This window comes from Arthrobacter agilis (assembly GCF_030816075.1).
In the GTDB taxonomy this organism is placed as follows: domain Bacteria; phylum Actinomycetota; class Actinomycetes; order Actinomycetales; family Micrococcaceae; genus Arthrobacter_D; species Arthrobacter_D agilis_E.
The window spans coordinates 2,529,071-2,550,246 of sequence record NZ_JAUSXO010000001.1 but is presented as its reverse complement, the minus strand read 5'-3'; the positions used below and the strand labels follow the sequence as shown (position 1 = coordinate 2,550,246).

Here is a 21,176-nt window from a genome sequence, read left to right as displayed (position 1 = left end):
TCGTGCCGGACGGTCGCGTCGTCGATGGTGGCCTCCGTTCGTCGGCGCCCGGCCGCCGCTCCTGTCTGCAGTCTCCCACTGCCGGCGCGCTCCGGCTACACGGCTCGCTGGGAGTGCCCGGCGACCCGCCAGGCCTCGACCTCCGCAAGCAGCACCGCCCGCCGGTTCCCGTCGAGGAAGGCCGACCGCACCGAGTTCGCGGCGAGCAGCGCCTGGTCGTCGATGCTGAGATCGAACGCCCCGACGAGAGCTGCCAGGTTGTCGTCCACGTAGCCGCCGAAGTAGGCGGGATCATCGGAATTGACGGAGACGTTCAGGCCCCGGGCGAGCATCGCCGGCAGCGGGTGGTCACCGATCGACGGGACGGCGCGGAGGCGGACGTTCGAGAGCGGGCAGACCGTCAGCGGTACGCCGTCGGCGACGAGCCGCTCCACGAGCGCATCGTCCTCGAGGCAGCGGATACCGTGGTCCAGCCGGTCCACCCGCAGGACGTCGAGGGCCTCCCACACGTAGCCGGGCGGGCCCTCCTCGCCCGCATGCGCGATGCACTTCAGGCCCGCGGCGCGTGCGACGTCGTACACCTCCGCGAAGAGGGACGGCGGGTACCCCACCTCGGCCGAGTCCAAACCGATCCCGACGATCGGGGCCTGCATCGCGATGAGGTCCTGCAGGACCCCGAGCGCCTCCGTTGCGGGGCGGTCGCGCAGGAAGGCGGCGATCAGCGACGAGCTGATGCCGTGGTCGGCCTCGCTCGTGGCCAGGGCCGCAGCCACGCCGTCGACACATGTCTCGAGGGCCACACCGCGGGCGAGGTGCGCCTGCGGATCCAGCATGATCTCCGCGTGCCGCACACCGGCCGTAGCGGCCCGCCGGAGATACGCCCGTGTCATGTCGGTGAAGTCCGCCTCGGTGCGCAGCACGTCCATGTTGGCGTAGTAGAGGTCGAGGAAGGACTGCAGATCCGTGAACGCATAGCGGGCGGCCAGGTCCGCTGCGTCGGCGTAGGGCAGGCGGATCCCGTTGCGGTCGGCGAGCGCGAAGATGAGCTCCGGCTCGAGGGTCCCTTCGATGTGGAGGTGCAGTTCGGCGCAGGGAAGTGGCGGCATCGTCCCAGCCTAGGAGGGACGGGTGCCGATGGTCACCCGCCGGAGTGCCCGGCGCGCCGGGTGGGCGCCGCGGGCAGGAGCGCATCCCTGCCGCCGGCAGCGCAGTGGGGGACATGGAGAAGGGCGGACCCGTTCGGATCCGCCCTTCTCCGTCAGTCGCAGGAGCCCCTAGTAGAGGGCGGCCTCCGACTCCGTGGCCGGCGTGACGCCGTGCCCGAGGTTCGCCGCCAGCTTCGCGCCGAGCTCGGCGTCCACGTTCGCCCAGTACTGGACGGCACGCGCACGGATCTCGTCGCTCTGCACACCGCCCACGGCGCCCGTGATCGTCTCAAGGAAACGTGCACGCTGCGCGTCGTCGAACACCTCGCGGTACAGCGTCCCGGCCTGGCCGAAATCGTCGTCCTCGGCGTGCAGCGAGTGGGCCGCACGCACGAGGTCGCCGTCGTTCTCCCAGCCGCCGTGCTCACCGTACTGCGCGGGATCAGCTGCGGGGCCGCCCACGGAGTTCGGGGCGTAGACGGGCGTCGACGCCGTATTGAAGTAGTAGCGGGCCGCACCGTCCTTCGAGTAGTTGCGCACCTCGTTCTTCGGCATGTTCACGGGCAGCTGCGCGTGGTTGGTGCCCACACGGTAGCGGTGCGCGTCCGCGTAGGAGAAGATGCGGGCCTGCAGCATGCGGTCGGGGCTCGCGGCGATGCCGGGCACGAAGTTCGACGGAGCGAACGTGGCCTGCTCGATCTGCGCGAAGTAGTTCTCCGGGTTGCGGTTCAGCGTGAGCTTGCCGACCGGGATCAGGGGGTAATCGCCCTGCGGCCAGACCTTCGTGAGGTCGAACGGGTTGAAACGGTAGGTCTTGGCATCGTCGTAGGGCATGATCTGGACCTTGAGGTCCCAGCTCGGGTGGTTGCCCTTCGCGATGTTCTCCGAGAGGTCGCGCAGGTGATGGTCGGCATCGGAACCGGCCAGTGCCTCGGCCTCGTCGACCGTCAGCACCTCGTGGCCCTGGTTGGACTTGAAGTGGTACTTGACCCAGAACTTCTCGTTGGACTCGTTGATCCACATGTAGGTGTGCGAGCCGTAGCCGTTCATGGTGCGCCACGAGTTCGGCAGGCCGCGGTCGCCCATCAGCCAGGTCACCTGGTGGGCGGACTCGGGGCTGAGGGTCCAGAAGTCCCACTGCATGTCGGCGTCGCGCAGATTGGTGCCGGGCAGGCGCTTCTGCGAGTGGATGAAGTCGGGGAACTTGATGCCGTCGCGGATGAAGAACACCGGGGTGTTGTTGCCCACGAGGTCGTAGTTGCCCTCGGAGGTGTAGAACTTGAGGGCGAAACCGCGGGGATCGCGCCACGTGTCGGGGGAGCCCTGCTCGCCCGCCACGGAGGAGAAGCGGAGGAGGGTCTCCGTCGTCGTGCCCTTCTGGAAGAGCGCGGCACGGGTGTACATGCTGACGTCCTCGGTGGTCTCGAAGACGCCGAACGCTCCGCCGCCCTTGGCATGGACCACGCGCTCGGGGACGCGCTCGCGGTTGAACTGTGCGAGCTTCTCGATGAGGTAGTGGTCGGTCAGCGGGATGGCGCCGTCGCGGCCGAGGGCCGACGAGTTGCTGTCATCGATGACGGGGGCGCCGGACTGCGTGGTGCTGAAGTTCGCGGACATAGTGCTCCTATTCCTAGGGGTTGGGGATCAGTGGTGGCTGGGGGCTGCCGGGCGGCAGTCGTCGCAGAGGCCCTGGTAGAGGACCTCCGCGATCTGGATGGTCATGCGGGAGGCGCCGGGCGACCACTCGGGGGTCAGGCAGGGCGCGTGCCCCACGGCGCAGTCGACGTCCTCGATCCGGCCGCACCCGGTGCACACGGCGTGGTGGTGGTTGTCGCCCACACGCGTCTCGTAGCGGGCAGGGGAGTGTGGCGTCTCGATGCGGCGCAGCAGGCCGAGGTCGGTGAGGTCGGCGAGGATCACGTAGACGGACTGCACGGTGATGTGCGGGAGGTCGGCGCGGACCGCGGCCGCGACGTCGTCGGCCGTGGCGTGCGGCGCCTGCTCGACGGCGGCCAGGACGGCGAGGCGTTGGCGCGTCACGCGCCGGTCCGCCGCGTGCAGTGTGGCGGACCATCGGGCCTCCCGGGGCCCGGGCATCGCACTGGTCTGCATCATGGCGTCAGTCAAGCAGTAAATCTGAGAAACTCATAATAAGGCGGGACTAACTTGCGCCCCACGCGCCGCGTGCTGTGGGTACCGTGGAAAGGGTGGATCTCTTCAAGCGGGGCCGGGCCTGGATGCTGGACTACGCGTACGTCGGCTTCTGGCAGGTGCACGGTTTCCTCTTCAGGGTGGACCCCGCGCAGTACCTGACCCCCGCCCCCGGCGCTCCCGGGGGCAAGGCCCCCGTGCTCCTCATCCCCGGGATCTACGAGACCTGGCAGTTCATGCGGCCCGTCGCGGACCATCTGCACCGGGCAGGCCACCCGGTCCACGTGGTCCAGAAGCTCGGCTACAACCGGGGCACCGTGGAGGCCATGGCCCAGCTCGCCGCGGGCTACCTCGAGGAGCAGGACCTCACGGACGTCGTCATCGTCGCCCACAGCAAGGGTGGCCTGGTCGGCAAGTTCCTCATGACCATGTCCAGTACGGCGCAGCGGATCAACCGGCTCGTGGCCGTGAACACGCCGTTCTCCGGATCCGTCTACGCCAACTTCTTCTTCCTGCCGAGCATCCGGGCCTTCTCGCCGCACGACCGCACGCTGCGGATGCTCCTGGCCAACCTCGACCTGAATACCCGGATCACCTCCATCTACGGGCGGTTCGACCCCCACATCCCCGGCGGCAGCTTCGTCGAGGGCGCCCGGAACGTGCAGCTCGAGACGATGGGCCACTTCCGGCCCATCGCCGATTCCCGGGTGCTGCAGGAGATCGACCGGGCCATCGAAGCCGGGGACACCGACCCCGCCTGAGGGTGGCGCCGACGCACCAGGGCGGGCCGGGCGGGCAGGGCGGGATCCGCACGGCACAGGATGCCCGCGGCGGGAGGCCGAGGCGCTCCCGGGAGGCAGATGGCGCCCCAATTCGTTGCCGGAGCGAATTACTTTCACGGTAGACTCCTCCCCGTGCCACGACTCCTCGCCGACATCACCCCGCTCAGGGAGTCTCCCGCATTCCGCCGCCTGTACGTCGGCACGGCCCTCTCGGCCATCGGCACGCAGCTCACGATCGTGGCCGTCAGCCTGCAGGTCTACTCCCTCACGCAGTCCACCCTCAGCGTGGGCCTGCTCAGCCTCTTCGCGCTTGTGCCCCTCGTCGTCGCGGGGCTGTACGGCGGCGCGATCGCCGACGCACAGGACCGGCGCGCGGTCGCGCTGTATTCGGGGCTCGCGCTGTGGGGCACCACCATGGCCATCGCCGCGCAGGCCTGGATCGGCCTCGACAACGTCTGGCTGCTCTATCTCCTGATCGCCGTGCAGTCAGGGGCGGCGGGGATCAACCAGCCCACGCGCAGCTCGATCATCCCGCGGCTCGTCCGGCCCGCGCTGCTGCCCGCGGCCAACGCGCTCAGCATGATCACGTTCGGCCTGGCCTTCACCGTCGGACCGCTGCTCGCCGGGCTCCTCGTGGCGCAGGTGGGCTACGCCTGGACGTACACCATCGACGTCGTCACCTTCACCTTCGCGCTGTGGGCGGTATTCCGGCTCCCGCCCCTGCCGCCCGAGGGGCCCACCCGCCGGGCCGGCCTCGCCACGGTACTCGAGGGGTTCCGCTTCCTCGGGACACGGCCGAACATCCGCATGACCTTCATCCTCGATCTCATCGCCATGATCACCTCCCAGCCGCGGGCGCTGCTGCCCGCGGTCGGGGCCGTGCTCATCGGGGGAGGCGAGCTGACCGTCGGCATCCTCCTCGCCTCCAGCGCCTTCGGATCGGTGCTGGCGGGCCTCTTCTCCGGGCCCCTCGGCCGGATCCACAACCACGGCCAGGCGGTGGTGTGGTCCATCGTGGGCTGGGGCGCCTCGGTTGCAGGCTTCGGGCTGGTGGTCGTCATGGCGGGCTCGTCCTCCCTGCCCACGCCCGGTGAGGGGGAGTTCTCCGCCTGGCTGCTGCCCGCAGCCTTGTGCCTGGTCCTCGCGGGCATCGCGGACTCGGTCAGCAGCGTGTTCCGCAACACGATCCTCCAGTCCGCCACCCCGGACGCGATGCGCGGCCGCCTGCAGGGCGTCTTCATCGTCGTCGTCGCCGGGGGGCCCCGCCTGGGGGACATGGTGGCCGGCGGCCAGGCCGCCTGGCTGGGGGAGGGCTGGACCGCCGTCGTCGGCGGCATCGCGTGTGCCGTGCTGGTCCTCGCCGTCGCCCGCCGGCAGCCGCGCTTCCTCGCCTACGACTCCCGACGTCCCCAGCCCTGAGCCCGCCCGCCCCCGTAGGATGAGGGGAACGGGCCGCTCCGACCCTCCGTTGTACTGACGGACCGCCCGGCCTCCACCAGCCTAGGAGTTCTCAGTGCACAACCATTTCAACGGTGCCAAGACGGCGTTGTTGTTCGGTGCCCTCATGGGCATCTTCCTCGTGTTCGGCGCCGTCATCGCGGGCGCGACCGGCAGCTCGTCGTTCATCTGGCTGTTCGCCCTGCTCGGTGTCGGGTCGATCGCCTACAGCTACTGGAACAGCGACAAGATCGCGATCCGCAGCATGCGCGCCGTCGAGGTGACGGAGCAGCAGGCTCCCGCCATGTACCGGATCGTCCGGGAGCTCAGCGGCCGGGCCGGCAAGCCCATGCCGCGGCTGTACGTCTCGCCGACCATGGCGCCGAACGCCTTCGCGACGGGCCGCAACCCGGAGAACTCCGCCGTGTGCTGCACGCAGGGCATCCTGCAGCTGCTCAACGAGCGTGAGCTGCGCGGCGTCCTCGGGCACGAACTGATGCACGTCTACAACCGCGACATCCTCACCGGGTCCATCGCGGCGGCCGTGGCCGGCGTGATCACGTCCGTGGCGCAGATGTTCGCGTTCACCGGCATGATGGGCGGCAACCGGAACCAGGGCGGCAACCCCATCGTGGCCCTGCTGCTGGCCTTCCTCGCGCCCCTGGCCGCGGGGCTCGTCCAGACAGCGATCGGCCGTACCCGCGAGTTCGACGCCGACGAGGACGGCGCCGCCCTCACGGACGACCCGCTGGCCCTCGCGTCGGCGCTCCGCAAGCTCGAGAGCGGCACCCAGCGCGCCCCGCTGCCGCAGGACCAGCGTCTCGTGAACACCTCGCACCTCATGATCGCCAATCCGTTCAAGGGCGGCGGTGTGGGCCGGCTGTTCGCGACGCACCCGCCCATGGACCAGCGCATCGCGCGCCTCGAGGGCATGGCCGGGCGCCCGCTCAGCTGAAGATCCCGCTCAACCGAACATCCCTCCGGTACGACGACGGCGGCCCCACCGGGTGGGGCCGCCGTCGTCGTCCAGTGATCCGTCGGGCGGATCAGCGCATGTTCACGAACTGGAGGTCTGCCTCGTCGAAGTTCTTGAGCAGCGCCATGGTGGCCTGCAGATCGTCCCGTGACTTGGAGCTGACGCGCAGCTCGTCGCCCTGGATCTGGGACTTCACGCCCTTGGGCCCCTCGTCGCGGATGAGCTTGTTGATCTTCTTCGCGATGTCCTGCGCGATGCCCTCCTTGATGGAGGTCTCGAGGCGGAACTCCTTGCCCGAGGGGAACGGCTCACCCGTGTCCAAGGACTTCAGGGAGATGCCGCGCTTGATCATCTTGGACTGCAGGACGTCGAGCACGGCCAGGACGCGCTCCTCCGAGTTCGCCTTCATGAGGATCTTCTCGCCGCTGAAGTCCACCTCGGCGCCGACCCCCTTGAAGTCGTACCGCTGGGCGATCTCCTTCTGCGCCTGGCTCAGCGCGTTGGCGACCTCCTGCTTGTCCACTTTGCTTACGACGTCGAACGTGGATTCGCTCGCCACGGTGCCTCCTCGGGGTGGTTGGGTGTCTTGGGTCCAAGAATATCCGCAACCCCTGCCCGGCGGTGCGGGGCCCTCACAGGCGACGCTCAGGAAGCGCAGGGCACGCGCACACGCTCCGATGGCACCGTGGGAGACATCCACCGCACCTCGAGGAGCCCGCACGATGTCCGAGACGCCACGCCGCCGCTACCAGATCCGACTCCGCAGGGCCGTGGCGGGATCCTTCCTCGCAGCAGCCACGGCTGCGACGCTCACGGGGTTCACAGCGGCTCCGGCGCTCGCGGTGCCGCCCCGCGTCCAGGCGGTGAGCGCGGACACGACGGACTACGAGGCCGGCGACGTCATCCTCGGGCTGGACTCGGCCGCGGCGGTGACCGTCGCGTCGCCGCTCGCCGTCGCGGGAGTGGCGCCGTCCCCGGCGGAACGGCTCGCAGGGGTGCGCGCGGACCTCGACCGGGCCGTCCTGCTGCGCATGGTCACCCCCGCGCAGGCCGACGGTTTCTACGCGCAGATCGAACGCCGGGTGGCTGCGGGACTCTAGCCCGCGGTCCGATTCGTCACCGGGCCGGTTTGTGGGTAAAGTTGTCTTGCCCGCGCTTGCTGCGGGTGGTCTTCACTGAAGACGTTCGGCAGATTACCCGAGCGGCCAAAGGGGGCTGACTGTAAATCAGCTGGCAACGCCTACGGGGGTTCGAATCCCTCATCTGCCACAGCAAGGAAGGGCCCGCTCCATCGGAGCGGGCCCTTCGCCGTTAATGCTCCAGCAGCAGCCGCCGCGTGTCGGGCGAGATCGCCTTGTCGAAGACCGTGCAGGCCGCACCGACCGCACCCACATCGGTCCCGAACGCCGTACCCTCCACCCGGATGTCCGCAGTGTGCGGGGCGACCGTGAGGCCGCGCAGGGCACGTGGCACGAGATCGAGGTACGCCTCCGAGAGCGCCGGCCAGTAGGGGCCACCGAAGATGACGCGATCGACGTCGAGGGCATTGGTCAGCACGGAGACGGCCTTCGCGATACGCCTCGCGGAGCGGTCGATGATCGCCCCCGCCGCGGCGTCGCCGCCCCGTGCCTCCGCGCAGAGTCGCAGGAACGCCGCCTCCACCGCTCCCGGGTCCGCCCTGTTCACGCCCTCCGGGTGCACGCCGGCGCGGATCGCCTCCTCGACCAGGTTCCGGGGCATGCACGTCACCGCGACACAGCCGCGCAACCCGCAGAAGCAGTCCGGGCCGGTCGGGTCCACCACGATATGCCCCACCTCGCCCGCGTTCTGGCTGGTGCCCCGCAGGACGGCGCCGCTGTACACGAGGCCCATGCCGACACCGGTGCCCAGGTACACGAAGATGAAGTTCTCGGGCGAGTCGCTGTGGCTGCCCCAGATCTCGGCCACGGCCGTGGCCGCCACGTCCTTCTCGAGGACCACCGGGAAGCCGGTCGCCGCACTCAGCGACTCACGCAGTGGAACCCGGTCCCAGCCGAGCAGGTACGGCGGATCGACGACGATGCCGCGGACCGGATCGATGGGGCCGGGGGAGGCGACCCCCACCCCGAGCACACGCTCGGGATCGACCCCGGCTTCCGCCAGGAGGGCCGCGACGGCGTCGCCCATCTCCTGGATGACGACGTCCGCGTCCGGGGTGAGCGGTGTGCGTCGCGTGGAATGCGCGACCACCCTGCCGCTGAGGTCGAGGATCACGAACGTGATCACGGCCGGATCCAGGTGCACGCCGACGGCGAACCTCGCCGACGGGTTGAGCGCGAGGACCGTGCGCGGCTTGCCCCTGCCGTTCTGGACCTTGCCCGACTCGATCACGAGCTCCTGCTCCAGCAGGCGCCGCGCGATGTTGGACAGGGTCTGCGCCGACAGTCCCGAGATCGTCGCCAGTTCCACGCGGCTGAGCCCCGTGGGGGAGCGCCGGATGGCGTCGAGCACCACGGTCTGGTTGAAGTCGCCCATGCGGGGGAGATTGGTGCCCCGGCGGATGGCCGGTCCCGGTGCAGCGCTCAGGGTACGACCTCCGTGTCCGATGGGGGCGGCGTCATCAGCCGGTGACAGCAAATCTTAGCGTGACGAGTTGGAACGGCCGGAGGACGAGATGCACGCCGTCGCCGTCCCGACGCCTGATGGCGGTGTCCTCCAGCGGCCGTTCGAGCAGGTCGGTCTCGACCACCGAGGAGTGCGGGAAATCCGCGCTGAGCATGCCCCTCGACCGGCGCCCGTAGGCCTCGTACAGCCGCACCACCACGTCGCCCGAGCCATCCTCGGCGAGCTTCACGGCCTCTACCACGTGGCCCGGGGCGTCGAGCCGGACGAGCGGTTCGATCGCCGTCCGTGCCACCTCGGGAACGGTGCGCAGCGGCAGGTTCAGCCGGTACCCCTCGGCCACGGCGTCGGGGATGTCCGCTCCCAGCAGGACCGAGACCTCCATACGGTGGCTGCCCTGGTCCGCAGCGGGGTCGGGGAACACGGGCGCCCGCAGCAGCGAGAGCCGGACGGTCGTCGTGGTCGCACGGCCGGCCGTGGTGCGGGTGGTGTCGTGCCCGTAGGTGGAGTCGTTGGCGATGGCCACGCCGTAGCCCGGCTCGCCGACGTGCACCCACCGGTGTGCCACCGTCTCGAAGCGCGCCGCGTCCCAGGACGTGTTCGCGTGGGTGGGACGGTGGATGTGCCCGAACTGGATCTCCGACGTCGCGCGCTCGGCGTGGACGTCGAGGGGGAACGCCAGCTTGAGCAGCTTCTTCTGCTCGTGCCAGTCCACCTCGGTGCTGATGTCCAGCCTCGGTGCGGAGGCGTCGAGAGCGAGGTGCTGCACGACGCGCGAAGCACCGAAGGCCCGTTCAATGCGCAGCGCCTGGCCGGCGGGGCCGTCGACGATGTCCAGCGCGGCGACGTCCACCAGGTCCGTGGTGTTCCTGCGGTAGTGCTCGTCGATGTCCCACGCGTCCCACTGTGTGGGTGTGTCGCGGTGCAGCTGCAGCAGGTTCGCGGCGGACCCGGCGGGTACGAGCTCGCGTTCCGCGGCCCTGTCCCACAGGGATCGGACGAGGCCCGCGGAGTCGACCTCGACGCGGACGGCCTCGTTCTCCAGGCGGAAGCCGTCGCCGGTCCGGGTGACGGTCCGGGGGGCCCGGGCCGGCTCCGTGCCCGCGCCCAGGGGGCCGACGCCGGCCACGGCGAAGGGTGACGCGTTGAGGACGGCGGTGTGCGGGCCCTGCCCCAGGAGGGCGCGTGCCGCGGTCTCGATGACGGCCCCGAGCCGCACGGCCACGTCGTCGTAGTTGCGCTCGGCCTCCTGATGCACCCAGGCGATGGAGGTGCCCGGCAGGATGTCGTGGAACTGCTGCAGGAGCACCGTCTCCCACGTCGCCCGGAGGTCCTCGGCCGGGTAGGGCACTCCCGCGCGGACGGTCGCCGTCGTCGCCCACAGCTCCGCTTCACGCAGCAGGTGTTCGGAGCGGCGGTTGCCCCGCTTCGTGCGCGCCTGGGAGGTGTAGGTACCACGGTGGAATTCGAGGTAGAGCTCGCCGGACCAGACCGGGGGCTCCCGGTACTCGGCCTCGGCGGCCTCGAAGAACGCCCGCGGGCCGCTCAGCTCCACCGTGGGTGATCCTTCCAGCGAGCGGGTGCGACGCGCCGCGGCGATCATCTCGCGGGTGGGCCCGCCACCGCCGTCACCGTGGCCGAAGGGGACCAGCGACGTCGTGCCCAGGCCCTTCTCCGCGTACTGCCGTTCGGCCCGGGCGAGCTCCTCGGCTCGGAGGTCCGAGTTGTAGGTGTCCACGGGCGGGAAGTGCGTGAAGATGCGGGACCCGTCGATGCCCTCCCACCGGAACGTGTGGTGCGGCATCCTGTTGGTCTCGTTCCAGGAGATCTTCTGCGTGAGGAACCACCGCGCACCCGCTGCGGCCATGACCTGCGGGAGGGCTGCGGAGTACCCGAACGAGTCCGGCAGCCAGACCTCCTCGCATTCGATCCCGAACTCGCGCAGGAAGAAGGTCTTGCCGAGGACGAACTGCCGTGCGAGGGCCTCGCCGCCGGGCAGGTTCGTGTCCGATTCGACCCACATGCCGCCCACCGGCACGAAGTTCCCCGCCGCCACCTTCTCCTTCACGCGGTCGAACAGCTCGGGGTAGGACCGCTTGAGCCACGCGTACTGCTGGGCCGAGGACGCCGCGAAGACGAAATCGGGGTTCTCGTCGATGAGGTCGCAGACGTTCGAGAAGGTCCGTGCGACCTTCCGCACGGTCTCCCGGGTGGGCCACAGCCAGGCGGAGTCGATGTGCGCATGCCCCACGGCGTGGAGGTGGTGTGCGCTCGCCGATGCCGGCTTCGCGAGGGCGGGCCCGAGGACGGACCGGCCGAGCCCGGCGGTTCCCGACACGTCGTCGGGATCCATGGTGTCCACCATGCGGTCCAGTGCGTGGAGGATCTCGGCGCGCCGCTGCGAGGACGCCGGGAGCTGTCCCACCAGCCCCAGGAGTGCGTCCACGTCCTGCTGCAGTTCCCAGACCGGCAGATCGAGGAGTCCCACCTCGATCCCCGCGAGCCGGTACAGGCGTGCGTCACCCGCCGTCGCCTTGTCACCGTAGGGGGTGGGGACGAAGAGGAAGTCCTGGGCGACGTTCGGGTTCGCGGCCGCCTCGATGTAGACGTCCACCTCCCCGCCGAAGCCGGCATCCAGTCCGACGCTCCGGTTCAGCGGCTCGACGGCCTTGATGATCCTGCCGGACGGGCCGTACACCGTCCCCTCCGCCTGGAAGCCCGGCTGCTCGCCGGTGAAACCGAGGTCGACGACGAGCTCGACCCGGACGTCCTCCTCGTCCGCCCACGCGGCAGGGACCTTGCCCTCGGCGTGGAACCACACGGTGCCCCAGGGGCGCCCCCACATCATGCCGTGCTCGGCGGGCACGAACCGCTGCCCGACGGCTTCGGCGAAGGGCACCGGTTCATCGGGCACCTCCCACCAGGTCAGCGCGAGCGGTGCTGTGCTGCGGTACAGCGCGGACACGAGGCGCTCGCCGCGGAACCGCCGGACGCGGGCTTCGACGAGAGTGGAGTCGTAGTGCATGGATCTGCCTTTCGGGCGGGTGGGGCGGCGGGCCGACGGGGCGGGGGGACGGTTCAGCCCTTGATGGCTCCGGCGGTCGCGAAGGAACCGCCGATGCCCTTGGTGACGAGCACGTAGAGGACGATCACGGGCAGTGAGTAGAGCAGGGAGAAGGCCGCGAGCTGGCCGTAGGCGACGCTCCCGTACTGCCCGAAGAAGTTGAACACCGTCACCGCTGCGGGTTGCTTGTGGCTCGAGAGCAGCAGGATGAACGGGATGAAGAAGTTCCCCCAGGCCTGGATGAAGACGAAGATGAACACCACGGCCAGGCCCGGACGCATGAGGGGGACGACGACGGTGCGCAGCGCCTTCATCGCGCTCGCGCCGTCGATCCAGGCCGCCTCCTCCAGGCTCACCGGAACGGAGTCCATGAAGTTCTTCGTCATCCAGATGGCCATGGGCAGCGACGTCGCGGCCATGAAGAGCGCGACGGCGGGCACGCTGTCGAGCTGGCCCAGCCGGACGAACATGCTGTAGACGGGCACCATCATGGCCGTGATCGGCAGGCCCGTCCCGAACAGCACCCCGTACAGGAACGGCTTGTTGTACCGGGCCTGGTACCGCGAGAGCGGGTACGCGGCGAGCACGGCGGCGAGCACGGTGATGACGGCGCACCCGGCGGACAGCAGGAAGCTGTTCCACAGGGGCCACAGCGTCTGCCCGGGCGTCAGCACGGCCGTGAAGTTGGCGAGGGAGAACTGCTCGGGCATCGCGAGGGACGCACTGGCCCCGGTGTCGAGCGAGGCCAGGACCAGCCAGGCGAGCGGCAGCAGGAACAGGGCGGCGACGGCGAGCAGGACCGCGGACGCGACGCCCCGGGACACGGTCCGCCTCGGTGAGGCGACGGAGATGCTCATGCTGTGTCTCCCGGCTTGAGGACGCGGATGTAGAGGAAGGAGAACACCGCGCCGATGAGCAGCATCACCGTGGCGATCGCCGTGCCGTAGCCGATCTTGCCCAGCCCGAACGCCTCGGCGTAGGCGAACAGCGGAAGGGTGCTGCTGCGCTGGTTCGGGCCGCCGCTCGTCATGACGAAGATCAGGGTGAACACGGAGAGGGTCTGCAGGGTGATCAGCATCAGGTTGGTGGAGATGCTGTTCCTGATCATCGGGATGGTGACGAAGATCAGCCGCTTCCAGCCGCCCGCGCCGTCGATCACCGCGGCCTCCGTGATCTCCGGAGCCACGTCGTTCAGCGCGGCCTCGTAGATCATCATGGAGAAGGCCGTACCCCGCCAGATGTTCGCCAGGATCACGGACGCCAGGGGATAGGCGAAGAGCCACTCGACCGGTTCGAGGCCCACCGACGCCGTCAGCGTGTTCAGGGTGCCGTCGCTGCTGAAGAACGCATAGCAGGCGAAGGCCGCCACGATCTCCGGAAGGACCCACGCGGTCACCACGGTGGTCGCGACGATGGACCGGACGATCTTCGGGGCGGTGGCGGTGAGCAGGGCCAGCCCCAGTCCGAGGAAGTTCTGCCCGATCACCGCGGAGACGATGAGGAAGACGACCGTCAGCCACACCGCGTTCGGGAAGTCCGGGTCGCTCAGCAGCGCGACGTAGTTGTCCAGGCCGACGAAGCGCGGCTCGGAGGCCGCCCTGCCCGAGAGGGAGGCATTCGTGAACGAACCCCAGATCGACCACAGCACGGGGCCGAGCATGAACAGCAGGAGGAGGACGACGGCGGGCGCCAGGGGGATGGCGCGCCGGGCGGCCCGTCCCCTGGGGACGGGCCGCCCGGAGGAGGGTGCGGGCCGCACCGTCGGCGGCCCGTCCTCCCGCAGGGGTCGTGCCGGCGTGGTGGTCATCCCCGGAGGACGTTGTCTTCGCCGACGAGGGACGTCACGGCCTCGTCATAGGCCGCTGCGGCCTCCTCGACGGACTGCTCGCCCGTCATGACCGCCTCCATCGCCTGCTGGATGCTGCCGGAGATCTCGGCGTAGTCGGACGTGGTGGGGCGGTAGTGCGTGACCTCCACGAGGTCGCTGAAGAAGCCGCTGACCGGGCTCGATCCGGTGAAGGCCGGGTCCTCGGCCACATCGCTGCGGACCGGGACCTGGGACGCGTTGACGTTGTAGGACAGGCTGTTGTCCTTGTTGAGCGCGGTGCTGACGAACTCGAACGCCGCATCCGGGTTCCCGCTGCCCGATCCGACGGCGAGCGTCCAGCCCCCGGACATGCTCGTGGCTCCGGGGTCCTGCCCGTCCTGGGTGGGCATGGGGGTCACCCCCATCACGTCCGACCATTCCGGCCATGGGGCGGGGCCCCCCTCGAGCCAGCTCCCGGCGATCCAGGAGCCGTCGATCGATGCGCCGACCTTGTCGGTCGGGTAGCCCTCGCCGTTGAGCTGCTGGTAGTAGTTCGAGTCGAGGGCCGTGGCGACGTCCGGACCCAGGTCGCCGACGTAGACGTCCGAGATGAACTGCAGTGAATCCCTGAAGCCCTGGGAGCCCACCACCCACTTGCCTTCGTCCGTGTCGTACAGCGTGTCGTCGGTGCCGTAGAGCAGCATCTCGAAGCCCTGCATCGACGCGGCCTCGCCCATGCCGGTCCCGGAATAGATGTTGAACGGTACGGCGTCGGGGATCGCGGCCTTCACGGTCTCCGCCGCGTCGAGGACGTCCTGCCAGGTCTTCGGTTCCCACGGGATCGGGAGGCCGGCCTGCTCGAAGACGGCCTTGTTGTACCAGAGCGCACGCGTGTCGGTGCCCATGGGCACCGCATAGGTCTTGCCGTCGGACCCCGCTCCGGCCTGCTTCGCGCTGTCGATGAAGGCCGTATCCCAGTCCTCCCATTCCGCGAGGTACTCGTCGAGTGCCAGGAGATAGCCCGCCTCGGCATCGGGGCGCACACGGAAACTGTCCTCGTAGAAGACATCCGGCGCCGTGTCCGGTGAGCGCTGCATGAGCGCGAGTTTCGTGGCGTAGTCGTTCTCCTCCGCCTGGATGGGCTCCAGTTCGACCGTGATGTCGGGGTTCGCCGCTTCGAAGTCCTGCTTCGCCTTCTTCATCAGGGCATCGACCTGCGTGTAGGTGGCGGTGGTCTGGTAGGCCACCGTGATCGACTCGTCTCCGGCGCTGTCCCCTCCACCGCTGCCCTCGGGCGCACATCCGGTGGCGCCCAGGATCAGGAGGGGGATGGTGGGCGCTGCCCACAGGATGGACTTTCGCATGGTGCTCCTTTGCTCCATTCGGTACTCACGGCGTCCGCGTCCCCGGACCTCGATGTCCGGCGGTCGGGTAGTGGGGACGACGGCCGGTGGGGTGCGTCGCCGTTCGGATAAGTAAAGCGAATGGAGTAATTCATGTCAACGGTTCAGGCGTGGTCCGGCTGCGTCAAGCATCTGCGCGGACGGCCATCCGGGCCGGGGTGCACTCCGAAGTACCGGTACGCATGCCTACAGTGGGATTCCGACGCCGGGGAGGCCATCATCAGTGGTACGCAGGGTGCGCGCATCGGCTGGCTCGACAGCCTGCGCGGAGCGGCCATCCTCCTGGTCGTCGTGCTGCACGCGGGGGAGGCGCTGCGTGTCGCCGTCGGGTCGACGCCCGGTCTCGACCAGTTCAACCTCTTCCTCGAGCCGTTCCGCATGCCCGTGCTGATGTTCCTCTCGGGGATCCTGCTGCCGCAGTCCCTGGCCAAGTCCGGGCGCCGGTACTTCGCGGGCAAGGCCTCCCGGGTGGCGTGGCCCTACGTCCTGTGGTCGGTGATCACCCTCGCGGCGACCGGTGAGCTCGGCCCCGTCCGGATGGCCGAGGTGCTCTATCGTTCGCCGACCTACCTCTGGTACCTCTGGTTCATCCTCGTCTTCTACGCGCTGGCCTATCCGCTGCGGCGCGTCCCGCCCCTCTGGATCGCAGGATCTGGCCTGGCGCTGTCGTTCGTGCTGCCGCATGCCTCCCGGCCCGGGACCATGGCGTTCCTCGCGGGCTTCTTCTTCTTCGGCGCCTGGTGCGCACGTTCCGCGCCACTGGTGCAGCGGACCATCGGCAGGCCCTGGGTCCTGGCGATGGCGGCAGCCTCGGCGGTCACCGTGGGAGTCCTCAATGTCGCCGGGAGGGACGTGCTGTACCGCGGCGAGTTCGTCTGGGGTGTCGTCGGGGCCCTCGGCGTCGTGTGCTGGGCCTTCCCGCGGCTGGGTGCCAATCGTGCGACGGCGGCCCTCGAATTCGTGGGGCGCCACTCCATCGTCTTCTACGTGGTGCACCTCGCGCCCATCATGGTGACGCTCGCCCTCGCCGACGCCGCCGGCCTTGCCGGGACGTGGCTGCTGCCGCTGCTCCTGGTGACGGGAGTGGGGATCCCGCTCGGGATCGCCTGGGTGTATTCCACCCGGGAGCACGCGTCGGTCGATCTCCTGTTCGAGGCGCCGGCCCTCGGGCGGCGCGCGGCGGTGACCGGGGTCGGTGCCCGCCGGTCTCGGGCCTGAGCCGACCGCCCCCGATCCCCTCAGGTCCGGGTGAGGACGGTCCTCAGCAGGTGGTCCTTCGCCGGCCCCGTGACATCCCAGGAGTATTCGATGGTGACCGGCGACGTGATGACGAAGTCGACCCGGTAGGTGTCCGGGGCGCAGTGGTGCTCGTCGCGTGCGGCGCCAGGGCGGAGGTCGAGGCGGCACAGTACCCGTCCGTCCGGGAAGGTGACGGTCAACCCGCCGTCCCCGCCGTCCCCGGCATCGATGCGGTACGAGCGGGAGGCCGGGCCCTGGAACGAGGCCCAGCGGACCGTGCCCTCCTCGTCCCACCGCAGGCCGCCGCGGTCGGGCGTGAACAGGGTGGTCCCCGAGAAGGTGCCGGTCGTGCCGACGGCCCGGTCCAGGAGGGTACGTTCGGTGGACCAGGTCCCGGCGAGGAAGGCCATCGGGTCCTCGACGCCCGTCCCGCGCGTTGCTGCAGCCTCCATGGTCCCCTCCCGTCGATCGTCCTACGCTAACCCGGGCCGCACCGCCGCGGACCTTGCCGTGAACCCCAATTTATGTTAGGCTACCTAACTATGAGCCTCTCCACGGATCCCCGACTGCTTGCCCTTGCACAGTCCTTCCGCACCACGCTGCGCCATGCCGTCTACCTCAGCCGCTCCATGGACAGCGACGGAGAGCTCACCACCATGCAGATGAGCACACTGAGCATGGCCGCCGAGCAGCCCCTGCGCGTCAGCCGCGTCGCCGCGAACCTCGGCATCCGGGTGCCCTCGGCCACCGAGCAGATCATCAAGCTCGAGCAGGCCGGCCTCGTCCGCCGTCAGCCGGATCCCACCGACTCGCGCGCCGTCCTCGTGCAACTCACGGACAAGGGCCGCGAGGCCTGGACGGCGGCCGGTACACGCCGCAACGAGAGCGTCGCCGCCCTGCTCGACCAGCTCGACGACGACGAGAGGGCCACGCTCGCCGCGGCACTGCCCATCATCGAGAAGCTCACCTCCACCACCTGACGTACACCCCTCGGGCGCCACCGAGCGCACCCGGGCACACCGTCCGAACCCACCTAGGAGTACCCGCGTGACCACCCACGTCCCGGCGCAGGCAGCACAGCCGGCATCGGTCCTCACGGAGGAGAAGCAGTCCTTCTTCCGCCAGCCCAAAGCCGTCTGGGCCACGGCACTCGCGGCCGGTGTTCGCCTTCATGGGCATCGGCCTCGTCGACCCCATCCTGCCCGCCATCGCCGAGAATCTCGACGCCTCGCCGAGCCAGGTGTCGCTCCTCTTCACGAGCTACTTCCTCGTCACGGCCGTGGCGATGCTCGTCACCGGTTTCATCTCCTCCCGCATCGGCGGCAAGAAGACGCTCCTGCTCGGGCTCGGCCTGATCGTCGTGTTCGCGTCGCTCTCCGGGCTCTCCGGTGACGTCGCCACCCTGGTCGGTTTCCGGGCCGGCTGGGGACTCGGCAACGCCCTCTTCGTGGCCACGGCGCTCGCCGTGATCGTCGGTGTCGCCAGTGGTGGCACCGCGACCGCAATCATCCTCTACGAGGCCGCACTCGGCCTGGGCATCTCCCTCGGCCCCCTGCTCGGCGCCCTGCTCGGTGGCTGGCAGTGGCGTGCACCGTTCTTCGGCACCGCAGCGCTCATGGCTGCTGCCTTCATCGCCCTCACGATCCTGCTGCCCGCTACCCCGAAGCCCGCCGCCAGGACCTCCCTCCGCGACCCGCTCGTGGCGCTCGGCCACAAGGGCCTGCGCACCACGGCGTCCAGCGCGCTGTTCTACAACTACGGCTTCTTCACCATCCTCGCCTTCACGCCCTTCGTCCTCGGCATGGATGCGTACGGGATCGGCGCGGTCTTCTTCGGCTGGGGCCTCATGGTCGCCATCTTCTCCGTCCTCGTGGCACCCGTCCTGCAGCGCAGGCTCGGCACCACGCGCGTGCTGCTCCTGACCCTGGGTGGCCTCGCGCTCGACCTCGTGGGCCTCGCCATCGCCGCGGATCACTCCGTGACGGCCGTCGTCGTCCTGGTGATCGTCTCGGGCGCGCTGCTCGGCATCAACAACACGCTCTACACCGAACTGGCCATGGGCGTGTCGGACGCACCGCGGCCCGTGGCATCCGCCGGCTACAACTTCGTCCGCTGGATGGGCGGAGCGCTCGCGCCCTTCGCGGCGACGAAGCTCGCGGAGATCTACAACCCGCAGACCACCTACGCGGTGGCAGCGGTCATGGTGGTCGTGGCGGGCGCCGTGGTCCTCGCCGGTCGCGCCTCGCTGACGCACGCCGCCGAGGTCTAGGAGCCGGGCGGCGACGGCGTCATCCCGCCAGGATCGACGCCGTCGTCCCGTCCTCCACCCCGGCGTAGTACCGGTCGAGCACGGCCCTGAACCACGGCTCCTGCGGAGCGGCCCGGTCGAAGAGCGTCATGGAGGACTGAAGCTTGCGGGCATCGATCCCGCCGAGCACCTCGACCGGGTCGCTGCCGTCCAGCGTGAGGAGGGCGTGGACGCTCTCCATCAGTCGTGGTCCCAGCACGGGGTGCGTGAGGTACGCGCGGGCTTCGTCGAGCGAGCGGATCGCGTACCGGACGGACGTGGGGCTGCTCCCGAGCCCTGCGATCTGCGGGAAGACGAACCACATCCAGTGCCCCGTCTTGCGCCCTCGCTGCAGTTCGGCGAGGGCCTCCCCGTAGGTGCCGTGCGCATCCTGCGCCTCGACGAAGCGCGCCAGGTCGTGGGGATCGTCGCTCACTCGTGTCTCCGTTGCTCGTCGGGCGGGGATTCTTCATCGGTAGCGAACACACCTGACAAGGACGTCCACGGGTCGCTAGCGTTGAGGGATGTCGACAATCAATATCACCGAGGCAAGCTTCCCGGAAACCATCGAGGGCAACGACATCGTGTTCGTTGACTTCTGGGCCGACTGGTGTGGGCCGTGCAAGCAGTTCGCACCGGTGTACGACGCCGTGTCGCAGCAGCACGAGGACGTCACCTTCGCGAAGGTGGACACCGAGGCCGAGCAGTCGCTCGCTGCCGCCGCGGGAATCACCTCCATCCCCACGCTGATGGCGTTCCGCGAGAAGGTCCTCGTCTTCTCCCAGCCCGGCGCTCTCAACGCGACCCAGTTCGGCGAACTCGTCGAGGCCGTGAAGGGCCTGGACATGAAGGCCGTCCACGAGCAGATCGCCCAGCAGCGCGCCGAGGGCGCCCCCGCCTCCGACGCGCAGTAGCCGTCCCGCAGGACCAGGAAAGCCCCGCACTCGCGTGCGGGGCTTTCTGCGTCCGGGCGGGGTTCTCGGCGTCCGGCGGGGGACTAGGCGGTCCGGTCGGAGCGGACCACGTCGACGGGCTGTGCGAGCAGCGCGCTGAGCGATTCGTTGAGGTCCTGGACGGCGGCACCGCGCAGGTGCGTGTCCAGCAGTTCGGTGGACTCCCACTGCTCGGTCAGGACGATGCGGTCCTCCTGCGCCTCGGTGATCTCGTACCGGATGCAGCCGGGCTCCTGCACCACCTGTTCGATGGCGATGTCCAGGGCGAGCTTCACACGGAAGAACTCGCCGTCGAGCGGGATGAACACGGCGGTGACGTCTACGGGTCGGGTCATCCTCCAACCCTAGCGGCGGCGGTGGTCCTCGGGGGACAGGCGCGGACCGTACGTCTGCTTCCGGAACCCGCTCGCATACAGGGTCCTCACCACGCGCTGCCGCTGGCCCTTCCACGGCTCGAGGAGCTCGATCATCCCGGCGTCGTCGGTGCGCCTCCCCGTGAGCGCCGCGCCCACGTAGGCCGCGAGATGGTAGTCGCCCACGGAGATGGAGTCGGGGCAGCCGTGGGTCCGCTGCACCACCTCCGCCACGGTCCAGACGCCGATGCCGGGAACGGAGCGCAGCCCCGCCCGCACGGCCTCACCCCCGGGCTGGGAACCGAGGCGCTCGAGACCGCTCGCCACCAGGGCTGCCTTGAGGATCGTCGTCGAGCGCTTCGCGTCCACCCCGGCCTTGTGCCAGTCCCAGGAGGGGATGCGGCGCCACTGCTCCGCCGTCGGCGGCAGGCGGAGACCTGCGGGTGCGAGGCCCCCGGCGTCGGGGGCCGGATCGCCGTAGCGGGTCAGCAGGTAGCGCCAGGAACGCTTGGCCTCGAGGTTGGTGACCTTCTGCTCGAGGATCGCCCGGGCGATCGTGTCGAGCATCCGGCCGGACGCGGGCAGGCGCAGTCCGGGGTTCAGGTACCTGCCCTTCCGGGCGAGCTCGGGCAGCGTCGCCGAGAAGGCGGCGCTGTCGAAGGCACTCCAGTCGTCATCGGCGCCGAGCAGGCGGGGGACGGACTCGAGCGCCAGGGCAGCCCCTGAACCCCACGCCGTCGCCTGGATGCACCCCTCGTTGAGGGAACCGCGCTGCCGCAGGGCCAGCGTCACCGGCCCGTCGGCCGTGCGGTAGGCGATCCAGTGGTCCGGGCCCTGGACGATGAAGGAGGGGTCGTACGCCCCGCACTGCAGGGTGCCGACCGTTCCCGCCAGGTTGTAGGGGCCGTCCGGGAGCCACTCCGCGGCCTCCGCACCCGACGGCACGACGGCGGGGGCAATGGTCATGCATCCATGGTG

Annotated in this window: 20 protein-coding genes, 1 tRNA gene and 1 pseudogene; 9 read left to right on the top strand and 13 right to left on the bottom strand. The window is 69.8% G+C overall.

The window, feature by feature from the left end; translation table 11 throughout:
• Window positions 1-95: 95 nt before the first annotated feature.
• The 3 genes from QFZ50_RS11870 to QFZ50_RS11860 form a co-directional block, all read right to left on the bottom strand.
• On the bottom strand, window positions 96-1,106 hold the full coding sequence (locus QFZ50_RS11870) for an adenosine deaminase (protein WP_307084402.1): 1,011 nt from the start codon (window positions 1,104-1,106) through the stop codon (window positions 96-98).
• A 168-nt stretch (window positions 1,107-1,274) separates the two neighbouring features.
• Window positions 1,275-2,762 (bottom strand): catalase, encoded by a 1,488-nt coding sequence (locus QFZ50_RS11865; RefSeq protein WP_307084401.1) that lies wholly within the window; start codon window positions 2,760-2,762, stop codon window positions 1,275-1,277.
• Between the two features lie 27 nt (window positions 2,763-2,789).
• Window positions 2,790-3,260 (bottom strand): Fur family transcriptional regulator, encoded by a 471-nt coding sequence (locus QFZ50_RS11860; protein WP_307084400.1) that lies wholly within the window; start codon window positions 3,258-3,260, stop codon window positions 2,790-2,792.
• A gap of 92 nt (window positions 3,261-3,352) precedes the next feature.
• Between QFZ50_RS11860 and QFZ50_RS11855 the strand changes: the two genes are divergently transcribed.
• From QFZ50_RS11855 to htpX, 3 genes are all read left to right on the top strand, one after another.
• A complete protein-coding gene (locus tag QFZ50_RS11855; protein WP_307084399.1) occupies window positions 3,353-4,057 on the top strand; it encodes an alpha/beta fold hydrolase in 705 nt (234 codons plus the stop codon).
• Window positions 4,058-4,210: 153 nt separating this feature from the next.
• Window positions 4,211-5,497, top strand: a complete 1,287-nt coding sequence (locus QFZ50_RS11850) for an MFS transporter (protein ID WP_307084398.1) — start codon at window positions 4,211-4,213, stop codon at window positions 5,495-5,497.
• A 94-nt stretch (window positions 5,498-5,591) separates the two neighbouring features.
• Window positions 5,592-6,470 carry a zinc metalloprotease HtpX gene (htpX, locus tag QFZ50_RS11845; RefSeq protein ID WP_307084397.1) on the top strand — a complete coding sequence of 293 codons (879 nt, stop codon included), beginning with the start codon at window positions 5,592-5,594 and terminating at the stop codon, window positions 6,468-6,470.
• Between the two features lie 91 nt (window positions 6,471-6,561).
• On the opposite strand, the gene QFZ50_RS11840 is transcribed toward htpX, so the two are convergent.
• Complete coding sequence (locus QFZ50_RS11840) at window positions 6,562-7,050, bottom strand: YajQ family cyclic di-GMP-binding protein (protein WP_307084396.1); 489 nt, start codon at window positions 7,048-7,050, stop codon at window positions 6,562-6,564.
• A gap of 163 nt (window positions 7,051-7,213) precedes the next feature.
• Here QFZ50_RS11840 and QFZ50_RS11835 point away from each other — a divergent pair, with 163 nt between their 5' ends.
• Window positions 7,214-7,591, top strand: a complete 378-nt coding sequence (locus QFZ50_RS11835; protein WP_307084395.1) for a hypothetical protein — start codon at window positions 7,214-7,216, stop codon at window positions 7,589-7,591.
• A gap of 87 nt (window positions 7,592-7,678) precedes the next feature.
• Window positions 7,679-7,760, top strand: a tRNA-Tyr gene (locus tag QFZ50_RS11830).
• Window positions 7,761-7,802: 42 nt separating this feature from the next.
• Here QFZ50_RS11830 and QFZ50_RS11825 read toward each other — a convergent pair.
• The 5 genes from QFZ50_RS11825 to QFZ50_RS11805 form a co-directional block, all read right to left on the bottom strand.
• Entirely contained in the window at window positions 7,803-9,005 is a 1,203-nt protein-coding gene (locus QFZ50_RS11825; RefSeq protein WP_307084393.1) for an ROK family transcriptional regulator, read from the bottom strand.
• Between the two features lie 85 nt (window positions 9,006-9,090).
• The gene (locus tag QFZ50_RS11820; RefSeq protein WP_307084391.1) at window positions 9,091-12,117 is read right to left on the bottom strand and encodes an alpha-mannosidase; all 3,027 of its coding nucleotides are present in this window, start codon (window positions 12,115-12,117) and stop codon (window positions 9,091-9,093) included.
• 53 nt (window positions 12,118-12,170) lie between these two features.
• Window positions 12,171-13,013, bottom strand: a complete 843-nt coding sequence (locus QFZ50_RS11815) for a carbohydrate ABC transporter permease (RefSeq protein WP_307084390.1) — start codon at window positions 13,011-13,013, stop codon at window positions 12,171-12,173.
• On the bottom strand, window positions 13,010-13,963 hold the full coding sequence (locus tag QFZ50_RS11810; protein WP_307084388.1) for a carbohydrate ABC transporter permease: 954 nt from the start codon (window positions 13,961-13,963) through the stop codon (window positions 13,010-13,012). The genes QFZ50_RS11815 and QFZ50_RS11810 overlap by 4 nt, the downstream gene beginning before the upstream one ends.
• Entirely contained in the window at window positions 13,960-15,327 is a 1,368-nt protein-coding gene (locus tag QFZ50_RS11805) for an extracellular solute-binding protein (RefSeq protein WP_307084386.1), read from the bottom strand. The genes QFZ50_RS11810 and QFZ50_RS11805 overlap by 4 nt, the downstream gene beginning before the upstream one ends.
• A 132-nt stretch (window positions 15,328-15,459) precedes the next feature.
• Between QFZ50_RS11805 and QFZ50_RS11800 the strand changes: the two genes are divergently transcribed.
• Window positions 15,460-16,584: an acyltransferase family protein gene (locus QFZ50_RS11800; RefSeq protein WP_307084383.1), complete on the top strand. Its 1,125-nt coding sequence runs from the start codon at window positions 15,460-15,462 to the stop codon at window positions 16,582-16,584.
• 20 nt (window positions 16,585-16,604) lie between these two features.
• Here the strand turns inward: QFZ50_RS11800 and QFZ50_RS11795 are convergent, their stop codons facing one another.
• Window positions 16,605-17,057 (bottom strand): DUF6314 family protein, encoded by a 453-nt coding sequence (locus QFZ50_RS11795; RefSeq protein ID WP_307084381.1) that lies wholly within the window; start codon window positions 17,055-17,057, stop codon window positions 16,605-16,607.
• A 90-nt stretch (window positions 17,058-17,147) separates the two neighbouring features.
• Here QFZ50_RS11795 and QFZ50_RS11790 point away from each other — a divergent pair, with 90 nt between their 5' ends.
• Window positions 17,148-17,585, top strand: coding sequence for a MarR family winged helix-turn-helix transcriptional regulator (locus tag QFZ50_RS11790; protein ID WP_307084379.1), 438 nt, complete (start codon window positions 17,148-17,150; stop codon window positions 17,583-17,585).
• Window positions 17,586-17,652: 67 nt separating this feature from the next.
• Window positions 17,653-18,874, top strand: a pseudogene (locus QFZ50_RS11785) (MFS transporter).
• 19 nt (window positions 18,875-18,893) lie between these two features.
• On the opposite strand, the gene QFZ50_RS11780 reads toward QFZ50_RS11785, so the two are convergent.
• Window positions 18,894-19,328, bottom strand: coding sequence for a DUF1810 domain-containing protein (locus QFZ50_RS11780; protein ID WP_307084376.1), 435 nt, complete (start codon window positions 19,326-19,328; stop codon window positions 18,894-18,896).
• An 88-nt stretch (window positions 19,329-19,416) separates the two neighbouring features.
• Here QFZ50_RS11780 and trxA point away from each other — a divergent pair, with 88 nt between their 5' ends.
• On the top strand, window positions 19,417-19,806 hold the full coding sequence (gene trxA / locus QFZ50_RS11775; protein WP_307084375.1) for a thioredoxin: 390 nt from the start codon (window positions 19,417-19,419) through the stop codon (window positions 19,804-19,806).
• An 83-nt stretch (window positions 19,807-19,889) separates the two neighbouring features.
• Here the strand turns inward: trxA and QFZ50_RS11770 are convergent, their stop codons facing one another.
• Together QFZ50_RS11770 and QFZ50_RS11765 are read right to left on the bottom strand one after the other, a co-directional pair.
• Window positions 19,890-20,180, bottom strand: coding sequence for a putative quinol monooxygenase (locus QFZ50_RS11770; protein ID WP_307084373.1), 291 nt, complete (start codon window positions 20,178-20,180; stop codon window positions 19,890-19,892).
• A gap of 9 nt (window positions 20,181-20,189) precedes the next feature.
• On the bottom strand, window positions 20,190-21,164 hold the full coding sequence (locus tag QFZ50_RS11765) for a DNA-3-methyladenine glycosylase family protein (RefSeq protein WP_307084371.1): 975 nt from the start codon (window positions 21,162-21,164) through the stop codon (window positions 20,190-20,192).
• Between the last annotated feature and the right edge of the window lie 12 nt (window positions 21,165-21,176).